At 73.9% G+C, this 18,892-nt stretch carries 21 protein-coding genes and 1 pseudogene; 14 read left to right on the top strand and 8 right to left on the bottom strand.

What is annotated here, in order from left to right; all coding sequences use genetic code 11:
• The first annotated feature begins 36 nt into the window (after positions 1-36).
• A complete protein-coding gene (locus K7640_RS01960; RefSeq protein ID WP_222952897.1) occupies positions 37-714 on the top strand; it encodes a TcmI family type II polyketide cyclase in 678 nt (225 codons plus the stop codon).
• Here K7640_RS01960 and K7640_RS01955 read toward each other — a convergent pair.
• Entirely contained in the window at positions 711-1,712 is a 1,002-nt protein-coding gene (locus K7640_RS01955) for a DNA glycosylase AlkZ-like family protein (protein WP_222952896.1), read from the bottom strand. The two genes, K7640_RS01960 and K7640_RS01955, sit on opposite strands and share 4 nt — an antisense overlap.
• Complete coding sequence (locus K7640_RS01950; protein ID WP_222952895.1) at positions 1,712-2,332, bottom strand: TetR/AcrR family transcriptional regulator C-terminal domain-containing protein; 621 nt, start codon at positions 2,330-2,332, stop codon at positions 1,712-1,714. Before K7640_RS01950 ends, K7640_RS01955 begins: the two co-directional genes overlap by 1 nt.
• A 255-nt stretch (positions 2,333-2,587) precedes the next feature.
• On the opposite strand from K7640_RS01950, the gene K7640_RS01945 reads away from it, so the two are divergent.
• The 4 genes from K7640_RS01945 to K7640_RS01930 all read left to right on the top strand — a co-directional run bounded on the left by K7640_RS01945 (position 2,588) and on the right by K7640_RS01930 (position 6,582).
• Complete coding sequence (locus K7640_RS01945; protein ID WP_222952894.1) at positions 2,588-3,793, top strand: DUF418 domain-containing protein; 1,206 nt, start codon at positions 2,588-2,590, stop codon at positions 3,791-3,793.
• Positions 3,794-3,892: 99 nt separating this feature from the next.
• The gene (locus K7640_RS01940) at positions 3,893-4,567 is read left to right on the top strand and encodes a DUF2238 domain-containing protein (RefSeq protein WP_222952893.1); all 675 of its coding nucleotides are present in this window, start codon (positions 3,893-3,895) and stop codon (positions 4,565-4,567) included.
• A 3-nt stretch (positions 4,568-4,570) separates the two neighbouring features.
• Complete coding sequence (locus K7640_RS01935) at positions 4,571-4,915, top strand: TraR/DksA C4-type zinc finger protein (protein ID WP_308042409.1); 345 nt, start codon at positions 4,571-4,573, stop codon at positions 4,913-4,915.
• 98 nt (positions 4,916-5,013) lie between these two features.
• Positions 5,014-6,582 (top strand): LLM class flavin-dependent oxidoreductase, encoded by a 1,569-nt coding sequence (locus K7640_RS01930; protein ID WP_222952892.1) that lies wholly within the window; start codon positions 5,014-5,016, stop codon positions 6,580-6,582.
• A gap of 25 nt (positions 6,583-6,607) precedes the next feature.
• Here the strand turns inward: K7640_RS01930 and K7640_RS01925 are convergent, their stop codons facing one another.
• From K7640_RS01925 to K7640_RS01915, 3 genes are all read right to left on the bottom strand, one after another.
• Positions 6,608-7,903, bottom strand: coding sequence for a hypothetical protein (locus tag K7640_RS01925; RefSeq protein WP_222952891.1), 1,296 nt, complete (start codon positions 7,901-7,903; stop codon positions 6,608-6,610).
• A 126-nt stretch (positions 7,904-8,029) separates the two neighbouring features.
• The gene (locus K7640_RS01920; RefSeq protein ID WP_222952890.1) at positions 8,030-8,416 is read right to left on the bottom strand and encodes a biotin/lipoyl-containing protein; all 387 of its coding nucleotides are present in this window, start codon (positions 8,414-8,416) and stop codon (positions 8,030-8,032) included.
• A 1-nt stretch (position 8,417) separates the two neighbouring features.
• Positions 8,418-8,801 carry a MerR family transcriptional regulator gene (locus tag K7640_RS01915; RefSeq protein WP_222952889.1) on the bottom strand — a complete coding sequence of 128 codons (384 nt, stop codon included), beginning with the start codon at positions 8,799-8,801 and terminating at the stop codon, positions 8,418-8,420.
• 92 nt (positions 8,802-8,893) lie between these two features.
• Between K7640_RS01915 and K7640_RS01910 the strand changes: the two genes are divergently transcribed.
• Entirely contained in the window at positions 8,894-10,087 is a 1,194-nt protein-coding gene (locus K7640_RS01910; protein WP_222952888.1) for an MFS transporter, read from the top strand.
• Positions 10,088-10,146: 59 nt separating this feature from the next.
• Positions 10,147-10,348 (top strand): annotated as a pseudogene (locus K7640_RS01905) (hypothetical protein); the annotation flags it as partial.
• Between the two features lie 19 nt (positions 10,349-10,367).
• Here the strand turns inward: K7640_RS01905 and K7640_RS01900 are convergent.
• Positions 10,368-11,807, bottom strand: a complete 1,440-nt coding sequence (locus K7640_RS01900; RefSeq protein WP_222952887.1) for a PLP-dependent aminotransferase family protein — start codon at positions 11,805-11,807, stop codon at positions 10,368-10,370.
• Between the two features lie 104 nt (positions 11,808-11,911).
• On the opposite strand from K7640_RS01900, the gene K7640_RS01895 reads away from it, so the two are divergent.
• From K7640_RS01895 to K7640_RS01870, 5 genes are all read left to right on the top strand, one after another.
• Positions 11,912-12,529 (top strand): DsbA family protein, encoded by a 618-nt coding sequence (locus K7640_RS01895; protein WP_222952886.1) that lies wholly within the window; start codon positions 11,912-11,914, stop codon positions 12,527-12,529.
• Between the two features lie 256 nt (positions 12,530-12,785).
• A complete protein-coding gene (locus K7640_RS01885; RefSeq protein WP_308042429.1) occupies positions 12,786-13,724 on the top strand; it encodes a DUF6623 family protein in 939 nt (312 codons plus the stop codon).
• Positions 13,725-13,738: 14 nt separating this feature from the next.
• Positions 13,739-14,185 carry a hypothetical protein gene (locus K7640_RS01880; RefSeq protein WP_222952883.1) on the top strand — a complete coding sequence of 149 codons (447 nt, stop codon included), beginning with the start codon at positions 13,739-13,741 and terminating at the stop codon, positions 14,183-14,185.
• 29 nt (positions 14,186-14,214) lie between these two features.
• Positions 14,215-14,661, top strand: coding sequence for a DUF6623 family protein (locus tag K7640_RS01875; protein ID WP_222952882.1), 447 nt, complete (start codon positions 14,215-14,217; stop codon positions 14,659-14,661).
• Positions 14,662-14,745: 84 nt separating this feature from the next.
• A complete protein-coding gene (locus K7640_RS01870; RefSeq protein ID WP_222952881.1) occupies positions 14,746-16,113 on the top strand; it encodes an aminotransferase class V-fold PLP-dependent enzyme in 1,368 nt (455 codons plus the stop codon).
• A 28-nt stretch (positions 16,114-16,141) separates the two neighbouring features.
• Here the strand turns inward: K7640_RS01870 and K7640_RS29895 are convergent, their stop codons facing one another.
• Positions 16,142-16,858, bottom strand: coding sequence for a DUF6069 family protein (locus tag K7640_RS29895; RefSeq protein ID WP_308042408.1), 717 nt, complete (start codon positions 16,856-16,858; stop codon positions 16,142-16,144).
• Between the two features lie 5 nt (positions 16,859-16,863).
• Positions 16,864-17,862, bottom strand: a complete 999-nt coding sequence (locus K7640_RS01860; RefSeq protein ID WP_222952880.1) for an RNA polymerase subunit sigma-70 — start codon at positions 17,860-17,862, stop codon at positions 16,864-16,866.
• A gap of 201 nt (positions 17,863-18,063) precedes the next feature.
• Here K7640_RS01860 and K7640_RS01855 point away from each other — a divergent pair, with 201 nt between their 5' ends.
• On the top strand, positions 18,064-18,525 hold the full coding sequence (locus K7640_RS01855; protein ID WP_222952879.1) for an SRPBCC domain-containing protein: 462 nt from the start codon (positions 18,064-18,066) through the stop codon (positions 18,523-18,525).
• Entirely contained in the window at positions 18,522-18,884 is a 363-nt protein-coding gene (locus K7640_RS01850) for a winged helix-turn-helix domain-containing protein (protein WP_222952878.1), read from the top strand. Before K7640_RS01855 ends, K7640_RS01850 begins: the two co-directional genes overlap by 4 nt.
• The last annotated feature ends 8 nt before the right edge of the window (positions 18,885-18,892 follow it).

Raw genomic sequence — 18,892 nt, 5'->3', positions numbered from 1 at the left:
CCACAACCGACCCCACTCACCCGAGGAGTCCCAGTCATGACCTTCCGCAACGTGATCGTCTGTCGGATGGTGCCCGGCGAGGAGAGCGAGCGTGTCGTCGCCGACACCTTCGGCTACTACGACCGGACCACCCGCCCGCAGGATCTCGGCGTCATCGGCCGCACCCTGCTGTCCTTCCACGACCTCTACATCCACGTCATCGAGCGGGTCGCCGACCCCGCGGTGACCGGTCAGACCCGGGGGCTGCCCGCCTTCCAGCAGATCGCCGAGGCCATCGCGCCGTACGTGACGCCGTACCCGAGGTACTGGAAGAACCCGTCGGACTCGGTGGCGAAGCAGTTCTATCACTGGGCGCCGGCCGAACCGCCGGCCGGGGAGTCGACCGGCCCGAACCGGACCATCATCGTCGCCCGGATCAAGCCCGGCGCCGAACCGGACGTGGCGCGCATCTTCGGCGAGTCCGACGCCGGTGAGCTGCCGGCCCGCCTCGGGGTCACCGGCCGCTGGTTGTACTCGATCGACGATGTCTACCTGCACGTGCTGGAGCAGACCGACGCCTCGTTCGCCGCCGTCCGGGAGAACCACGACACCCCGGCCTTCGCCAAGATCATGGAGGATCTGAGCCCGTACATCGACGCGTACGCCCCGGACACCTGGCGCGGCCCGGAGGACGCCGTGGCCAAGGAGTTCTACCGCTGGCGCGCCGAGGACTAGACGCGCGCCCAGCTGACGGTGACGTCGCGGGCCAGGTCCAGCGGGAAACCGGCGGCCTCCCGCTCCGCGGCCGTACGGACCCGCTCGTCTACCTCGGCCCAGGGGCTGATCTCGACCCGGTGCCCGCGCCGACGCCAGGTGCCGAGCAGTTCACCGTCGGCGAGCAGCGCCCCGGGCTGGACGGTGCCGGCCGGCCAGACGGCCCGGCGGTGCGCCGCCGCCGGCACCAGCAGCTCCCGGTCGGCGCCGAGCAGAAAGGGGTCGCCGGGTGGCAGCAGCCGTACCCCGGCGACCTCCCTCGCCCCGACCAGCCGGTCGTGGTCGGCGCGGAGCACCAGGCGGGTGCCGTGCGCCACGGTGACCTCGGTGAGTTCGGCGGACAGCGCCGCGACGGTGGCGCGGGCGTCGGTGACGGAGAGCCCGGTCCAGGCGGCGAAGCCCTCGGCGGTGGACGGTCCCAGTGCGCCGAGGAAGCGCCGCAGCAGTTCGACGCGGGCCCGCTCGGGGTCGGTCCGGGGTGGTGTGGCCGCCGATACGAGCGTGTCGCGGCCGTCCCAGCGGATCCGGATCCGCCCGGTGGCGCAGGCGAGGATGAGCCGGTCCACCCGGTCGCCGACCGCGGCCAGGACGTCACGCTTGCGGACCTGGCGGCGGCCGACCGCCGCCCGCACCGCGTCGGCCGCCTCCTGCGCGGCGCGCTGCTTGCGTTCGTCGCGGGGCAGCAGCCCGAGGGTGAAGACGGCGACGTCCGCGACGGGCACCAGGTAGACCGCGCCCCGCGGCCCCCACACCTGGGTGAACGCGCTGTCGGCCCAGGTGTCGGCGTGCACCCCGGCGGCCCGGGCGTGCAGGGACAGCAGCGCCGAGCGGGGCGCGCCGTCCGGCAACCCGCAGAGCACCGCCCGGTGCAGCGATGTCCCGGGCAACCGGTGGTGCAGGTGCTGGGCCCGCAGCCGGAACGCGATGACGCTGTTCCGGTCGACCGGAGCCGGCCGCATCAGTGCGACCCGTGCGGCATCAGCAGGCCGTCGAGCATGCGATCCAGCCCGAAGTCGAACCAGCTGTCGAGGTCTTCGTCGGGATCGGTCCGGCTGGCTGCCGTCAGCCACGGCCGTTGCCGCAGGCGCCCGGTGTGTTCGAGCCGGAGATGGGTCGCCGAACGCCAGCTGCGGTAGTCGGGGTCGGCCGGCGGGCGGGCGATGAGAAGAGCCATGCCCTGGATGTAACCACTGAGGACGAGATATGCCCGGTACGCCGATGCGGGATCGAAGCCGGCGTCGGTCAGGACCGACACGACGCGGTCGACCATGGCGAGTACCGCGGGGCCGGTCGGCGGCCGGTCGCTGGCCAGGACGGTCAGCAGCCACGGGTGCCGGCGGTACATGGCCCACTCGTCGCGGGCCAGGTGGGCCAGCCGCGCCCGGGGACCGTCGTGCGCCGCGGCGGTGCGCGCCCGGCGCGCGTCGATGACCCGCTCGGCCATCATGCCGAGCAGGTCACCTCGGTTGCGTACCTGGCGGTACAGCAGGTGGGCGGGCAGACCGGCGCGGTCGGCGAGCAGCCGCATGGAGACGCTGTCGAGCCCGAGCTCGTCGGCGAGTTCGATCGCGAGGGCCACCGGGTCGCGGCCACCGGGCACCGGCGGCGCGGCGGCCCGCCGTGACGTCGGGCCGTGGTCCCGGCGTCTGCGGTACGCGCGGGCCTGGCAGCGACGTGAGCAGTACCGACGCGGTCGTCCCCGGCCCGCCGCCGGCAGGCCGGTCCCGCACTCGGCGCAGCTGACGGTGGACACCTCCCGGGCGCTTTTCGTCACGCCGGATCGTGTGACGAAAGCGGTTCACCGCCACCGGCACGGTTCGCCAGGCTCGATGCCATGAATGTGCTCCGATCTGACCGGCGGGACCACGGCCGTCCGCGACCGTCGTCCGGCGACAACCCCACCGGCGACGATGCCCGGATCAACGTGGTGGACGCGTTGCGCGGCACCGCGCTGCTGCTCATCCTGCTGGTGAACGTGGCGTTCTTCCGCTCCGGATTCGCGTTCCACCTGGTCGACGACCCGGCCGACGGTGTGCTCGACCGGCTGGTCGCCGGCGCGGTGGAGCTGCTGTTCGCGATGAAAGCGTACCTGCTGTTCGCATTCCTGTTCGGCTACAGCTTCACCCTGCAGATCGACTCGGCGGCCCGGCGTGGGGCGGCCTTCGGCCGGTCGTTCCGGCGCCGGATGGCCGGGTTGTTCGCGATCGGGGCGGTGCACGCGGTGCTGCTGTTCCACGGCGACATCCTCACCACGTACGCGCTGCTCGGGCTGGTGCTGCTCGCCGTCGCGCGGATCGCGCCGCGCACCGCCCTGGTGGTGGCGGCGGCCATCGTGGGCGTGGTCGCGTTCGCGGTCGGGGTGGCCGCGGTCCTCGGCGCCACGCTGGTCCCGGACCAGGCCGCCGCGCTCGCCGCCGGCGCGCAGTCGACGCAGGCCCTGCGCGGCGGAATCGGTGCCGTCGTGCTGGAACACCTGCGCTCGTTGCCGGCGATGCTCGGCGGGCTCGCCGTGCAGGGACCGTTGGCCTTCGCCGCGTTCCTCGTCGGACTCGCCGCCGGCAAGCACCGGATGCTCGCCTCGGTGCCCGCCCACGAACACCTGCTGCGCCGGTGCGAGCAGGTCGGCTACCCGGTCGGTCTGGCCGGCGCCACCGTGTTCGCCGTCGGCGGCGGCACCGCGAACCTGACCGGACTGATGGTCAGCATCGTGACCGCGCCGCTGCTCGCCGCGGCCTACGCCGCGACCCTGCTGCGCCTGTTCACCCGACTGCCCCGCGTCGCCGACGCGGTGGCCCCCGCCGGACGGCTGGCGCTGACCAACTATCTCGGCCAGTCGCTCGGCTGCCTGCTCGTGTTCACCGGCGTCGGGCTGGGGCTGGCCGGCCGCACCTCCCCGGCGCAGACGCTGCTCATCGCCCTGGCGATCTTCGGAGTGCAGGTGGCGGCCAGCGCGTGGTGGCTGCGACGGTTCCGGTACGGCCCGGCCGAATGGGTGTTGCGCGCGTGGACGCACCGCACGCGGCCCGCCATGCGCCGATAGGGCCGCCTCGTCCGGGCCCTCGGCCCGGTGTCCGGTCGAGTATGGTCGCGACCGGTCGGCGGTGGGCCGGCGACGCGACGCACGGATGGGCGGTCCACGGTGACCCGAGCACGCGCGGTTGTCCCGAAGGTCCTGCTGGGCGTGGTCCTGCTGGCGCTTGTCGTCTCCGGCATCCGCCCGTACGACCGGCTCACCTGGCTGCTGGAGACGGTCTGGGTGATGATCGGCGTGTCGCTGGTGCTGCTGACCTGGCGCCGGTTCCCGCTGACCACGCTGCTGTGCTGCCTGCTCACCGTGCACGCGCTGATCCTGATCGTCGGCGGGCACTGGACCTACGCCCGCACCCCGCCCGGGGACTGGCTGCGGGACCTGCTGGAGCTGTCCCGCAACCCGTACGACCGGCTCGGCCACTTCGCCCAGGGATTCGTCCCGGCCATCCTGGTCCGGGAGATCCTGGTGCGCCGCTCGCCGCTGCGCGGCAGCCGGTGGCTGGCCCCGCTGACCGTCTGCGCCTGCCTGGCCTTCAGCGCGTTCTTCGAGATGATCGAGTGGTGGGCGGCGGTGGCCGCCGGCTCCGCCGCCGACGACTTCCTGGCCACCCAGGGCGACGTGTGGGACACCCAGTGGGACATGTTCCTCGCCCTGGTCGGCGCGATCACCGCGCTGGTGCTGCTCAGCCGGCCGCACGACCGGCAACTGCCCGCACCGGCCGGCGACCCCGGCCGGGCGGGGTACGGTGAGCTCGGCAGCCAGGAGCAGCACCGAGGGGCGTGAGCCGTGCACGAGCCGGGGGACGCGCGCGCCGCGCTGCGGCGGGCCCGCGCCGAGACGCGGTCCCAGATCGCCGCGCTGAGCCGGGACCTGGACGGGGTGATCGACGCCTCGCTGGATTCCAACGCCGACGACGAACACGATCCGGAGGGCGCGACCATCGCCTTCGAGCGCGCCCAGGTCACCGCGCTGCTGGCCGACGCGCGGCGCCGCCTCGCCGAACTGGACGCGGCGCTGGACCGGCTGGACGCGGGCACCTACGGCACCTGTGAGCGGTGCGGGTCGCCGATCCCGGCGGAACGCCTGGCGGTGCGCCCGTCCGCCCGTACCTGCGTCGGCTGCGCCCGCTGAGCCCGGTCGGCGGTTCCCGGCTGCGCCGCCACGGCCCGGACTACCGTGGGGCCGGTCGCCCGCGACCGGGGTCGACGTGACGAGAAGGCAGGCGGGGCATGACCGACTACGGACACGAACTGATCTTCGGTAGCTTCCTCACCCCCGACGCCCGGCACCCCGAGCAGGTGGTCGCCCTGACCAAGCTCTGCGAGCAGGTCGGCCTGGACCTGGCCACCTTCCAGGACCACCCGTACCAGCCGAACTTCCTCGACACCTGGACGCTGATGTCGTACCTGGCGGCGGCGACCAGCCGGATCCGGCTCAGCGGCAACGTGCTGAACCTGCCGCTGCGCCAGCCGGTGGTGCTGGCCCGCAGCGTGGCCAGCCTGGACCGGCTCAGCGGCGGCCGGGTCGAGCTGGGCCTCGGCGCGGGCGCGTTCTGGGAGGCGATCGAGGCCAACGGCGGCCGGCGGCTGGCCGCCGGGCAGGCCGTGGACGCCCTGGCCGAGGCGATCCGGATCATCCGCGAGGTCTGGGCCGCCGACCAGCGCGGCGGGGTGCGGGTCGACGGCGAGCACTACCGGGTGCACGGCGCGAAGCGCGGGCCCGCCCCGGCGCACCAGGTGGGGATCTGGGTCGGCGCGTACAAGCCGCGGATGCTGCGCCTGGTCGGCCGGGCCGCGGACGGCTGGCTGCCGTCGCTTGCCTACCTGCCGAAGGGCGCCGCCGAGCTGCCCGCCCTCAACGCGCTTGTCGACGAGGGTGCCGAGGAAGCCGGCCGGGACCCGCGGGCGGTGCGCCGGCTGCTCAACGTCAACGGCCGGTTCACCGCCACCGGTGGCGACTTCCTCGTCGGCCCGCCCGCGCAGTGGGTCGAGGAGATCGCCGGGCTGGCCCTGGACCACGGCGTCTCCGGGTTCGTCCTCGGCGCCGACGACCCGACCGCCATCCAGCTCTTCGCCCAGGAGGTCGCGCCCGCCGTGCGCGAGCTGGTCGCCGCCGAACGCGCCGAACCCGGCACCCGCGCCGCCGCCGTCCAACAGCAGCGCGAGGTGGTCGAGGCGGGCGCCGCCCCCGCGCTCGCGGTCCGCCCCACCCCCGACCCGGGGGTACGCCTCACCGACCACGGCCGCTGGGACGAGTCCACCCGCCCGGTCGCCCCGCCCGCTCCCGCCGGGCAGACGTACACCCCGCACCAGCAGGCCGTCGGCGCGCACCTGGTCGACGTGCACGACCACCTGCGCCAGGAACTCGCCCAGGTGCGTGACCTGCTGGAACAGGTCGAGCGGGGGGTGGTCTCCGCCGGGGAGGCCCGGGGTGTGCTGAACCGGATGACCATGCGGCAGAACAACTGGACGCTGGGCGCCTACTGCGCCGCGTACTGCACGCTGGTCACCCAGCACCACGGGCTGGAGGACAACTCGGTCTTCCCATACCTGCGCCGCGCCGACGCGGGGCTGGCACCGGTCCTCGACCGGCTGGAGCAGGAGCACGTCGTCATCCACGACGTGGTGGAGGGCGTGGACCGGGCGCTGGTCGCGCTGATCGGCAACCCGGACGACTTCACCGCGCTGCGCCACGCCGTCGACGTGCTCACCGACACCCTGCTGTCCCACCTGTCCTACGAGGAGCAGCAGATCGTCGAGCCCCTGGCACGGTACGGCTTCTACGCCGGGCAGGTGTGAGCGGCGGCGGGCTCGGTGCGGTGGCCTACCTGCTCACCGACGGCGGGCCTGACGGGCACGGCAGCGGATCCGTCAGTGGATCCGGCAGCGGCAACGGCAACGGATCCAGGCAGAGGCGCAGGGCCGGCGACGGCTCCGGGGAGGTCGGCTCCGGTGCGGGAGTGGTCGGCTCCGGCGCGGTCGGGTCGGGCGCGGGACCGGTCGGTTCCGGTGTGGCGGGGGCGACCGGCTCCGGCGCTGAGGCCGCCGGCTCGGCGGGGCCGCCGGTTGCCGGCGTCGTCGCGGTCCGGCGCGTCTGGCTGGCCGCGACGGTGCGGGTCGGCCCCGGCGCAGCGGTGGCCGCCGAGTCGTGCGGTGCCGTGGCCGGCCGGCGCTCGACCGCGTCCACCTCGCCGCCGTCCGGACCTGCCGGCGTCGTCGCCGGGTCGCCGGCCGGCGGCGGCACGACCGGCGGTTGCGGCACCGGGCTGACCTGCGGGGTGGCGACGGCGCTCGCCCCGGGCGCCGGACGGTACGGCGGCTCCGCCGCACCCGGTCCGGCGTTTCCCGCGGGCAGCGCCGCGAGCACGGTCACGACGAGGACCGCGGCGGCGACCGCGAGCCGCTCCGAGCGCAGCATCGGCACCGGCGCGTCGGCCGGCGTCACCGGTGGCGGTGGCACCGGCCGCACGTCCCGGTGGCCGGCCAGCAGGCTGTCGAGGTGCGCGACGACGGCGGCGCGCCGTCCGGTCGCGGCGGCGAAGGCAAGGGTCAGGTAGAACCGGAAGTTCGCCTCGGCGGCGGCCGGTACCCGCAGACCGGCGAGGGGACCCCCGACGGCGGTGGGCAGCAGGGTGAGCGGCGCGTCGGGGTGGTGCGCCGGGCCGGTCAGCTCCGCGTACGTCCACTCCCGCCGGTGGTGGGCGCCGGCGAACGCGACCCGACGGTCGGTCACCACGGCCAGGCCGGTGTCGACCACCCGGATCCCGGCGGGTAGCGGCCGGCCGGTCGTGCCGTCGCCGGCCGGGGCGACGGTCAGACCGGGGCGGGGGAGTCCGGCGAGGTGACGGCCGGCCGCCTCGACCAGCTCGGCGACGGGCAGCACCCGGTAGACCACCTCGTCGTGGTCGAGGTCCACCGGCAGGCCGGTACGCGGTCGGGTGCACCCGAGGAAGCCGGCGGCCTCGGACCGCTGCCAGGTCAGCTGCTCCTGGCGTCGGTGCCAGTCGGCGGTGGCGGCGTCGTACGCCTGCCGGCGCCGCAGCGTCTCGTGCCGCGCCCAGGCGACGCGCCAGCGCGGGTGGGTCCCCGAGGGATTTTCGACTCTCGTCGTGCCCGGCACATCCGGTACAACGGCTCAGCCGCTACCGGGAAACGCGCAGGCCGGGCGAGCGAGCGCTTCCGACTCGTGCTGGTGCCCCTGCGTGCGGTGATCCGCCGGGTTCGGTGAAGGTGGGTCGTCGGCTGGTTATGGCAGCGCGGCTGACGGACTCACGGCGAGTAGCGGAAATCCCACCGGAACCTCGTCGCCTTCGTGCACGAACACAGCCGAGACAGTTCCCGAGCTGGTCGCTGGGATCTCGGTGTCGACCTTGTCAGTTGACACCTCCGCCACCACGTCACCGACCTGCACCTGGTCGCCTGCGTGCGTCATGAGCCGGACAACGGTCGCGCCTGTGACTCCCTCGCCCAACGCAGGCATCTCGACTGCCGTTGCACCGTCGGGCAGCGTTGGCCAGGGTCGGGTGTCGGCAGCGGCCCGGGCAAGGTGTCGCTTACGGGCGCCGAGTGCCGAGGCGATCACCACGGCGAGGCCGACCAGTGGCGCAGCGATGGTCCACAACGCGTCCAGCACTTCACGCCGCTCCTTGCCCGGGGACGTCGATGTCGGCGGGTGCGGCGGCGATGACGCTGTCGAGCGCGTCCCGCGAGGCGTGCAGGTCGTTGATGGCCTGGATGATCCGCCGGCGCTCCTGGATGAGGTCGGCGAGCATGACCGAGCAGGTCGGGACGAGCCGCTCACCCTCTTCCCGCACGCACGGCAGGACGGTGGCGATGGTGGTGGTGTTCAGGCCCGCGGCGAGCAGGCTGCGAATGCGGCGCACCGTACTGACATCGGCCTCGGTGTACTCGCGGTAGCCGCTCGGGCGGCGCGCCGGCGTCAGCAGGTGCTGCTCCTCGTAGTAGCGCAGCAGCCGCTCGCTGACGCCGGTCCGCCGCGACAATTCGCCGATCCGCATGATCTTCCCCCCTTGGACGCGCGCGGGTGTGTGGCGGCTCACCGTGACAAGGCTGGACCTTCACACCGATGTCAAAGTTTAGCGTCGCCGACATGAAGAGGAATGTGCTGTCGTTGGCCGCGCTCACTGCCAGCGTCTTCATCATCGGCACCGCGGAGTATCTGATCGCCGGCCTGCTGCCGCAGGTGGCAGGGGACCTGCGGGTGTCGGAGCCGACCGCCGGGCAGGCGGTGACCGCGTACGCCCTCGGCGTGGTGATCGGCGGGCCACTCGTCGCCATGGCCACGTCCCGCATGCCGCGCAAGGGCCTTGCACTGGCGATGGTGCTCGTGTTCGCCGTGGGCAGTGCCCTGTGCGCGTTCGCCGGATCGTACGAGATGCTGCTGGTGGGGCGGGTCGTCTCCGCGCTGAGCCACGCCGCCTTCCTGGCCATCGCGGTGGTGATGGCGACCACCCTGGTCCCGGCCGAGAAGGTCGGCACGGCGATCGCGGTCGTCGCGTCCGGTTTCACCGTGGCCACCCTGCTGGGCGTGCCGCTCGGTGCGATGCTCGGTCAGGCGGCCGGCTGGCGGGCGCCGTTCCTCGCGTTGACCGTGCTCGCCCTGGTCGCCACCGTCCTGCTGGCGGTCTTCCTGCCGCGCCGGGACGCGCCCACCACCCGCATCCGCGACGAGCTGCACGTGGTGACCCGCAAGCCGGTGCTGCTCGCGGTCGTCACCACCGCCGTCGCCTTCGCCGGTGTCACCGTCGTCTTCACCTACATCGCGCCGCTGCTGACCCGGGTCGCCCGCTTCTCGCCGGCGACCGTCTCCGGGCTGCTGCTGGCCTACGGCGCGGGCAGCCTGATCGGCAACATCGCCGCCGGACGGCTCACCGACCGGTCGATGAGCGCGACGGTACGCGGCGTGCTCGGCGGCCTCACCGGCGTGCTGGCCCTCATCCCGTTCGCGGTCGTCTGGCAGCCGACCGCCGTGCTCGCCGTGCTGCTGCTGGGCCTGCTCGGCACCGCCATCATCGCCCCGCTGCAGGCGGTCGTCCTGCACCACGCCGGCAAGGCGCCCACGTTCGCCGTCGCCGTCAACGTGGGCGCGTTCAACCTCGGCGCCGCCGCCGGGTCCGTCGGCGGGGGCCTGATCCTCGCCGCCGGCGCGGTGCGCTGGACCGGCCTCGTCGGGGCGGCGCTGAGCCTCATCGGGCTCGCCCTGACCTACCTGATCCTCCCGCGCGGTCGCCGGCAATCCGGGCCGACCGCACCCGAGGAGCAGCCGGTGACCGCCGCGGCGTGAACCGCCCCCACTCGTCGAGGTGGTACGGATCCTGGCTGAGAAGGGCAACCTACGCCAGCGACGGGGTCAACGACGCCCCCGCCCCTGGCCCGCGCCGACGTCGGGCTGGCCATCGGGGCCGGCACGGACGTCGCCATCGAGTCGGCCGGCGTGGTGCTGGCCTCCTCCGACCCGCGTGGCGTCTCCGTGCTCATGTCCGCCGCCACGAGCGTGGTGGCCCTCAACGCGCAGACCCTGCGCCGGGTGCGGCTGACCCCGTAGGACGAGTGAGTAGCGGCCCTCAACCGGCGCCGGTGGCCCGGAACGCCGCGGCGAGCCGGTCGAGGCCCCGGCCGATCCGGTCGCGGTCGATCCGGCCGAACCCGAGCACCACCCCCGCCACGTCCGCGTCGAGCCGGTAGTGGTCGAGGCCGTCGGCGGCCACCCCGCGCGCCCGGGCCGCGGCCAGCACCCGGGCGGTGTCCACCGCCGCACCGGGCGCGAGGCGGGCGGCCAGGTGCAGCCCGGCCGCCGAGGGCACCCGCACCAGCCAGTCGGCGAAGTCCTGGTCCAGGCGGGCGGTGATCTGCTCGTGCCGGGCGGCGTACTCGCGGGTGGCGCGGCGGATGTGCCGGGCGAGCAGCCCCTCGTCCATGAACTGGGCCATCGCGCCCTGCGTGGTCGGGTCGCCGTGCCAGTCGGTGAGCCGCTTCGCGGCCAGCAACGCCGGTTGCAGCGACGTCGGCGCCACCAGGAAGCCCAGCCGCAGCATCGGCAGCATCGTCTTGGAGAACGAGCCGACGTAGACCACCCGGCCGTCGCGGTCGAGGCTCTGCAACGGTTCCAGCGGCCGGTCGGAGAACCGGAACTCGCTGTCGTAGTCGTCCTCGACCACCACCGCGCCGTGGCGTTTCGCCCAGGCCAGCAGCGCCGCGCGGCGGGGCAGCGACATCGGTGTGCCGAGGGGGAACTGGTGCGAGGGCGTGGCGTAGACCAGCCGCACGCCCGCCGGGATCCGGTCGACGACCAGCCCCTCGGCGTCGACGGGCACGCCGACCACCGCCGCGCCCAGGGACCGGAACAGCAGCCGCGCCGGCGGGTATCCCGGGTCCTCCACCGCCACCCGGTCGCCCGGCGAGATCAGCACCCGGCCGATCAGGTCCAGGGCCTGCTGCGCGCCGCTGGTCACCAGCACGTCGTCGGCGCTCGCCCGCACCGAGCGGGCCACCCCGACGTACCGGGCGATCGCCGCGCGCAGCCCGGGATGTCCGGCGGGGTCGCCGTAGTCGCCCTCGCGTACCGTCGCGGCCCGCAGTTGCTGCGCCACCAGCCGCCGCCAGGTGTCCAGCGGGAAGAGCCGGCCGTCGGGCACGCCGACCGCGAAGTCGTACGGTGCCGGCGGTGACCGCCGGGCGGTGGTGGGCGGCGCGGTACGCCACAGCGGTCGCGGCGCCACGTCCCGCCCGGCCGGCGCCTGCCGGCGGTCGTGGGCCGGGGCGAGGGCGGCGGCCGCCACGAACGTGCCGGCGCCGACCCGGCCGACCAGGAAACCCTCGGCGGTCAGCCGGTCGTACGCGGCGGCCACGGTGTTGCGGGAGACGGCGAGCCGCAGCGCCAGCTCGCGGGTCGGCGGCAGTCGTTCCCCGGCGGCCAGCCGGCCGTCGACGACGGCGTCGCGCAGCTGCCGGTAGATCCGGGCGGCGAGGTCGCCCCGCCCGGCCAGGTTCACCTGGATGTCCACCCGCCGGAGCCTACATTGGCCCAGATGATGCCGGCATGATTGGTGCTTATCGTGGGCCAATCCTCTTCCTAGGCTGAACCGCACCCGGAAGGAAGAGGTAGGTAATGACGACCGTGGACATGTGGTTCGACCCCCGCTGCCCCTGGGCCTGGAACGCCTCCCGCTGGCTGCTGGAGGTCGAGCAGGTCCGCGACGTACACGCGCGGTTCCACGTGATGAGCCTGGGCATCCTCAACGACGGACGCGAGGGCCTGGAGGAGTGGTACCGGGAATGGCTCACCCACGGCCAGGGACCGGTGCGGGTGTGTGTCGCCGCCGAGCTGCGCCACGGCAACGACGTGCTGCGCCACCTCTACACCGCGCTCGGCAACCGCATCCACCACCAGGCGGCGCCGATCGGCCGCCAGCTCTACCTCGACGCCCTCACCGACGTCGGCCTGCCCACCGACCTCGCCGACGCCGCCGACTCGACGGACTACGACAAGGCCCTGCTCGCCAGCCACGAAGCCGGGTTGAAGCCGGTGGGGGAGGACCTCGGGACGCCCACCATCCACGTACCGGGACCGGACGGGCGGGTCAACGCGTTCTTCGGGCCCGTGGTCAGCCCCGTGCCGCGTGGCGAGGCGGCCGGCCGGCTGTGGGACGGGGTGCTCCAGGTGACCGGGACCGACGGGTTCTTCGAGCTGAAGCGCGGCCGGGACCGGCGCCCGACGGTCGACTGAAGCACGGAGGCGTACGCGACTCGGACGGTGAGCACGGGACCTCCGCACCCGTACCGGCGTCGGCCCGGCGGTCACCCGCCGGGCCGTCGCCTGTCGGCGACCGATCTGTCATCCACCGGATAGCGTCATCCGCCACGCTGCGTAACATTTGCGGTGCCGAACCGGTCGGCTCAATTCTTCGGGGCGCCCCTTCTTCTCACCCCAGTTTCGTCAACCGCACGACAGAGGGCGTGGTGCCGTTGTGATCACTCAGGCGATGTGGACCCACGGGCACACCATGCGGGTGGAAAACCCCGCTGGTCTGGCCAGTGTCTGGCGCGCGGGCTTCTTCATCCGCGTCGTCGGCAGACCCAACACCACCAACTGGTTCCACTTCGCGGTGCCGACCTCGGTCATCGTGAAGGACAAGAGGCAGATGACCGATTCGGTCATGCTGCGGTTCCGCGCGAATTCCACCGCCGCGGCGGTCACCGCCGTGCACGTGTACGACGGTGAGCGCCGCATCGTCAACCACGACGGGCTGAACCTGTCGCCCACCGCGTTCGGCCTGAACCGGTTCGACGTGCCGGGCAAGCCCGACGTGCTGTGGGGGATCGGCATCTCCATCGGCGTGCGCTTCTCCGGCAGCACCGACGCGCAGAACACCCTCGAGTTCGCCGCCGCCGGCTGCGACTTCAAGCTGCTGGAGACCGTACGCCTGCACGTGAAGGTGCTGACCGCGCCGACCCGGTTCACCATCGACCAGATGATCGCCGGGATGCGCGAATCCTACGAGCCGGCCGGCTTCCGGGTGGTCCGCGCCAGCGACGAGAACCTGAACCTGCCCGCGCTCAACGTGGTCGACGTGGGCACCTGCACCCGTGGCCAGACGACCGAGGAGCAGCGCACCCTGTTCGGCAACCGCAACAACGTCGGCACCAACGACGTCGTCGCCTACTTCGTACAGGCGACCAACCCGCCGTTGAACGGCTGCGCCGCGCATCCGGACGGCCGGCCGGGCGCGGTGGTGGCCAGCGGCGCGAGCCGCTGGACCCTCGGCCACGAGATCGGCCACGTCCTCGGCCTCAACCACGTCAACGACAACAACCGGCTGATGACCGGCAACGGCACCGACAACATCACCAATCCGCCCCCGGACCTCATCAACTCCGAGATCACGACCATGCGCAACAGCGCACTGACGGTCAATCCGTGAGGGGGAGAGCAGACATGCCGATTTCCCTGGACGAGCTGCGCCGGCTGCTCAGCAGCGACGAGCCCGACTACCGGGCCATCACCGCGGCGGCCGGGCCGGAGGCGGCCGAGCACCTGCGGGTCCTGGCCCGCGACGACAACGTGATGCTGGCCAGCAAGGCCGTCTACGCGGCCAGCCTGCTGGCCGACGCGCAGCACGTCGTGGACGAGGCCGCCGCCAGCGACGAGCCGCTGCTGCGGATCGCGTCGGCGTCGGCGCTGACCAACCTGCCCGAGGACGCCCGCAACCGAGTCGCCGAGCGGCTCATCGACGCCGGGGACGTCGCCGTGGAGAAGCTCGTCATCCGCTCGCTCGGGCCCTCACTCACCCCGAAACTCGAACAGTCCCTGGGCCGGCTGGCCGACAACAGCAACTCACAGACCATCCGCGATCTGTCCCGCGCCAAGCTGACCGATCGCTGACCACCCACGACGCGACGAGAGGGACGGCAATGGCTCTGGAACAAGCGATGTGGGCGCACGGGCACAGCCTGGCGGTGGAGTTCCCCGACCGCATCCGCAGCGAATGGCGGGCGGGCTTCTTCATCCGGCTCGTCGGCAGGCCCGGCACCACCAACTGGCTGCACTTCGGCATCCCCACCCCGGTGATCGTCAACGACAACCGGCTCGCGATCGACTCGGCGTTGATCCGCTTCCGCTGCGAGACCAACCAGGCCGCGGTCACCAACGTGCACGTCTTCGACGGCGAGAAGCGGATCGCCGCGCACGACAATCTGTCCCTGGCCCCGTCGACCTTCGGGATGCAACGCTTCGCCGTGCCGGGCCGGCCCGAGGTGCTCTGGGGCGTCGGGTTGACCCTCGGCGTCCGGTTCACCGGCACCACCGACCAGCAGAACACCATGGAGATCAGCTCCGCCGGCGTGGACTTCTTCCCGTAGGCACCACCGCGGCCGGGGACGGGGCACGCCTGCCCCGTCCCCGGCCGGCTGTCCAGGTCGGGGGCGGACGCTAAGGTGCGCTCCGTGGAGGACTTCAGCAGCCTGTTCCGCGCCGCCGCCGACCACGCCGCCGGCTACCGGCGGTCGCTGCCCGACCGGCCGGTCGGCGTACCCGTCGACCAGGCCGCGATCGCCGCCGCGTTCGCCGGTCCGCTGCCCGCCGCGCCCACCCCGCCCGCGCAGGTGCTGGCCGACCTGGTCGCCGCCGCGGAACCGGGCCTGGTCGCCACCGCCGGCCCGCGGTACTTCGGCTTCGTCGTCGGCGGGGCGCTGCCGGCCGCCACGGCGGCCGACATCCTCGCCGCCGGTTGGGACCAGCTCGCGTTCAACCCGGTCACCTCGCCGGCCGCCCTCGCCGCCGAGGCCGCCGCCGGTGGCTGGCTCAAGGACCTGCTGGGCATCCCGGCGTCGGCGTCGGTCGGCTTCGTCACCGGCGGCCAGGCCGCCAACACCGCCGGTCTCGCCGCCGCCCGGCTCCAGGTGCTGGCCGACGCCGGCTGGGACGTGGAACGGCGCGGCCTGCTCGGCGCCCCGCCGATCCGGGTGATCGCCGGGGTGGAACGGCACGCCACCATCGACCGGTCGCTGCGGCTGCTCGGCCTCGGCGAGGACGCGGTGCGGCCGGTGCCGGCCGGGCCGAACGGCGCCGTCGACCCCGCCGCCCTGCGGGACGCGCTGCGCGCCGCCCCCACCGGCCCGACCATCGTGTGTCTGCAGGCCGGCAACGTGAACACCGGCGCCTGCGACGAACTGCGGGACGCCTGCGAGCTGGCCCACCGGCGCGGCGCCTGGGTGCACGTGGACGGCGCGTTCGGCCTGTGGGCCGGGGCCAGCCCGACCACCCGACACCTGGTCGACGGGCTGGAGTTGGCGGACTCCTGGGCGTGTGACGGCCACAAGTGGCTGAACCTGCCGTACGACACCGCCTTCGCCTTCTGCTCCCGACCCGACGTGCACGCCGCGGCCATGTCGTACGCCGCGGCGTACCTGGTCGGGTCCGGTGGGGTGCCCACCGGCGCGGACCTCACCGCGGAGTCGTCCCGGCGGGCCCGCGGCTTCGCCGTCTGGTCCGGGCTGCGCGAGCTGGGCTCCGACGGGGTCGCCGCGCTTGTCGACCGCTGCTGCGCGCTGGCCCGGCGGTTCGCCGACGGCCTGACCGCGGCCGGTTTCGAGGTGGCCAACGAGGTGGTCCTCAACCAGGTGCTGGTCGGCTTCGGCGACGACGCGCGCACCGACCGGGTGATCGCGGCGGCGCAGGCCGACGGCACCTGCTGGGTGGGCGGCACGACCTGGCGCGGCCGGCGGCTGATGCGGATCGCGGTGTCGAACGCCACCACCACCGAGGCGGATGTGGACCGCTCGGTCGCCGCGCTCACCCGGCTCGCCGGCTGACCGCTCCGGCCCGGCCGACGGACATCCGTCAACCGGCCCGGGTGCGCAGGCTCCGTGCCAGGGTGGGGATCAGCACCGCCGCGGGGACGAGGTGCAGCCCGAGGAGGGCGGCGACGGTGGCGGTGTTCGCCCCGGAGAGCAGGGGCGGGACCATCGAGAGCGCGGTCAGCGCCACCGCCGTCCACACGAAACGCTCGGCGGGGCGGGCGCTCCACCGCAGCAGAGCGCCGGCGATGACGACGCCGACGACCGAGAAGAAGCCGGTCACCACGGCGAATCCGCCCAACGGGATCGTCTCGCCGCCCTCGGGGATCGCGAAGTCGACGCCGACGGCCCGGGCGAGCGCGGCGGCGAGGGTGGTGGCCGCCATCGCCGCGAGCGTGGCGAGGAGGCCGGTGCCGGCGAGCCGGCGGAATCGGCGGCTGGGCTGGCCCGGCGCCGGGCCCGCGACGACTGCGGTGTCGTGCATGCTGTCCATGTCTTCCTCCATGATTCGGTGACCCGGGCAGGTGACGGCCCTGGGCGTGACGATGCGTACCGTCGCCGTGCGGCGGGCGGGATTGCGCAGGGCGCGGACGCCGGTGCCGCGCAGCCAGAACCCGGCGTCGCGGTCGAGGACCGGCCCCGGCTCGCCGCCGCGCAGTTCCAGTTGCACCCGCCCGCGGGTGACGACGCCGAACGCGTCGCGCCACTGCGCCGCGACCACCGCCACGCGCGCGCCTGCGCGCAGCGTGAGCGTCCGCACCGGGACTACTCCGTGCCGTCGGCCGGCAGGCGCTCCGGCAGCCCCAGCCGCGGGAACTGGTCGTCGTGGAACGTGACGATCTCGGTGATCGCCCCGCCGGTGATCCGCAGGACGTCGATGGTCAGCGGCAGGTACGCGCCCTCCCGCGCGCGCCAGTGATAGAAGGCGACGGCGGGCTGCCGGTTCACGGCGGTGGGCACGGCGCGCAGACCCGTCATACCCGCGAAGCCGTCCTCGACCCAGTTCTTCACCACCGCGTCGCGGCCGAGGTACAGGCCCGGGGTGGGCGGCATCGAGCACCGGACGTCGTCGCGCAGCAGCGCGGTGAGCGCCGGGATGTCCGTGGCGACGCTGGCGTCGGTGAAGCGGCGCACCAGCTCGCGGGTCTCGGCGTCCTCCTCGCCGCCGGTCCAGTCCTGCCGCTCGGCGGGCAGGTGCTCCCGCATGCCGGCGCGGGCCCGTTGCAGCGCGCTGTTCACGGAGTTGACGGAGTCCCCGAGCAGTTCCGCGACGTCCTTCGCCGGCCAGCCGAGCACGTCGCGCAGGATCAGCACGGCCCGGGGGCGCGGCGCGAGGTGCTGCACCGCGACCAGGTACGCCAGCTCGATCGTCTCTCGCGCGACGGCGACGGTCTCCGGTTCGTCCGCGTCGGCCGCGGGCAGCTCGTCGAGCAGCCGGTCCGGGTAGGGCTGCAGCCACCGCGCCTCACCGCCCGTCGCGGGCTCGGGTCGGCACTTGGCGAGCAGGTCCAGGCAGGCGTTGGTGGCGATCCGGTACAGCCAGGCCCGGAACGTCGACCGCCCCTGGAAGGTCTCCCGCCGCCGCCAGGCCCGCAGGAACGTCTCCTGCACGGTGTCCTCGGCGTCCTCGAACGACCCGAGCATCCGGTAGCAGTGCACGTGCAGCTCCCGCCGGTGCCGCTGCGCCAACCCCGAGAAGGCCGGTTCGTCGACCTCGCCCAGCCCGTTCACGCCCACCTCCGCCAGCCTCGTGTGCCCACCCATCACGCCATCCTTCCGCCTCGTCGTGTCCCGTCGAAGATGTGACGGGTGCCGGCCCGACAACTCATCACCAGCGCACGGCTCGTCGGCCGCCCCAAGCCCGGCGAACGCCCGCCCGCCGCGACATCATGCAACTAAAGGTTGCGCATGACGCTCCCGCCGGCTAGCGTGATGCGCAACCAAACGTTGCGGAAGGTGGCGGTCATGGAGTACGGCACGATCGAGCGGGAGCTGCACATCGACGCCTCACCCGAGGTGGTCTTCGACGTGGTGAGCAGTCCTGAGCACCTGCGGGAGTGGTGGCCGGACGAGGCGGAGTATCCGGCCGTGCCCGGGGGAGCGGGCCGGATCGGCTTCGGGGACCCCGCGCAGGGCGGCGTCTGGGTGCAGTTCCAGGTCGTCGACGCCGTGCCGCCGCGGCTGTTCTCCTTCCGCTGGACCCACGAGGAGGGGCAGGTCCCCGGGCCGGGCAACTCGTTCCTGGTCGTCTTCGAACTCGAACCGGCCGGGGCCGGGACGCTGCTGCGGATGACCGAGAGCGGCTTCCGCGAGCGCGGCTGGGACGAGGCGAAGGTCGCCGCCGAGCACGCCGACCACGTCTCCGGCTGGGACCGCTACCTGCCGCAGCTTCCGCCGTACGCGGCGAAGGTGGGAGCGGGCGCGTGAGCGTGCTGGTGGACGACGACCTCTGGTCGGCCGTCGGCGACCCGACCCGGCGGCGGATGCTCGACCTGCTGCTCAGCCAGGGCGCGGGGACGGCGACCAGCCTCAGCGGGCACCTGCCGGTGACCCGTCAGGCGGTGGCGAAGCACCTCGCCGTGCTCGACCGGGTCGGCCTGGTGCGCGCCACCACCGCCGGCCGGGAGAAGCAGTTCCGGGTCGACGAGGCCCGCCTCGCCCGCGCCGTCGCCCAGCTCGCCGACGTCGGCGCCGCCTGGGACTCCCGCCTGCGGCGGATCAAGCGCATCGCCGAGACGATCCAACGCGGCAAGGACGCGACGAACGACACCGACCAGCAGCAGTAGGAAGGACA

The organism is Micromonospora sp. PLK6-60 (assembly GCF_019890675.1).
Taxonomy (GTDB): Bacteria; Actinomycetota; Actinomycetes; order Mycobacteriales; family Micromonosporaceae; genus Micromonospora.
This window is presented reverse-complemented; position numbering and strand designations above follow the sequence as displayed.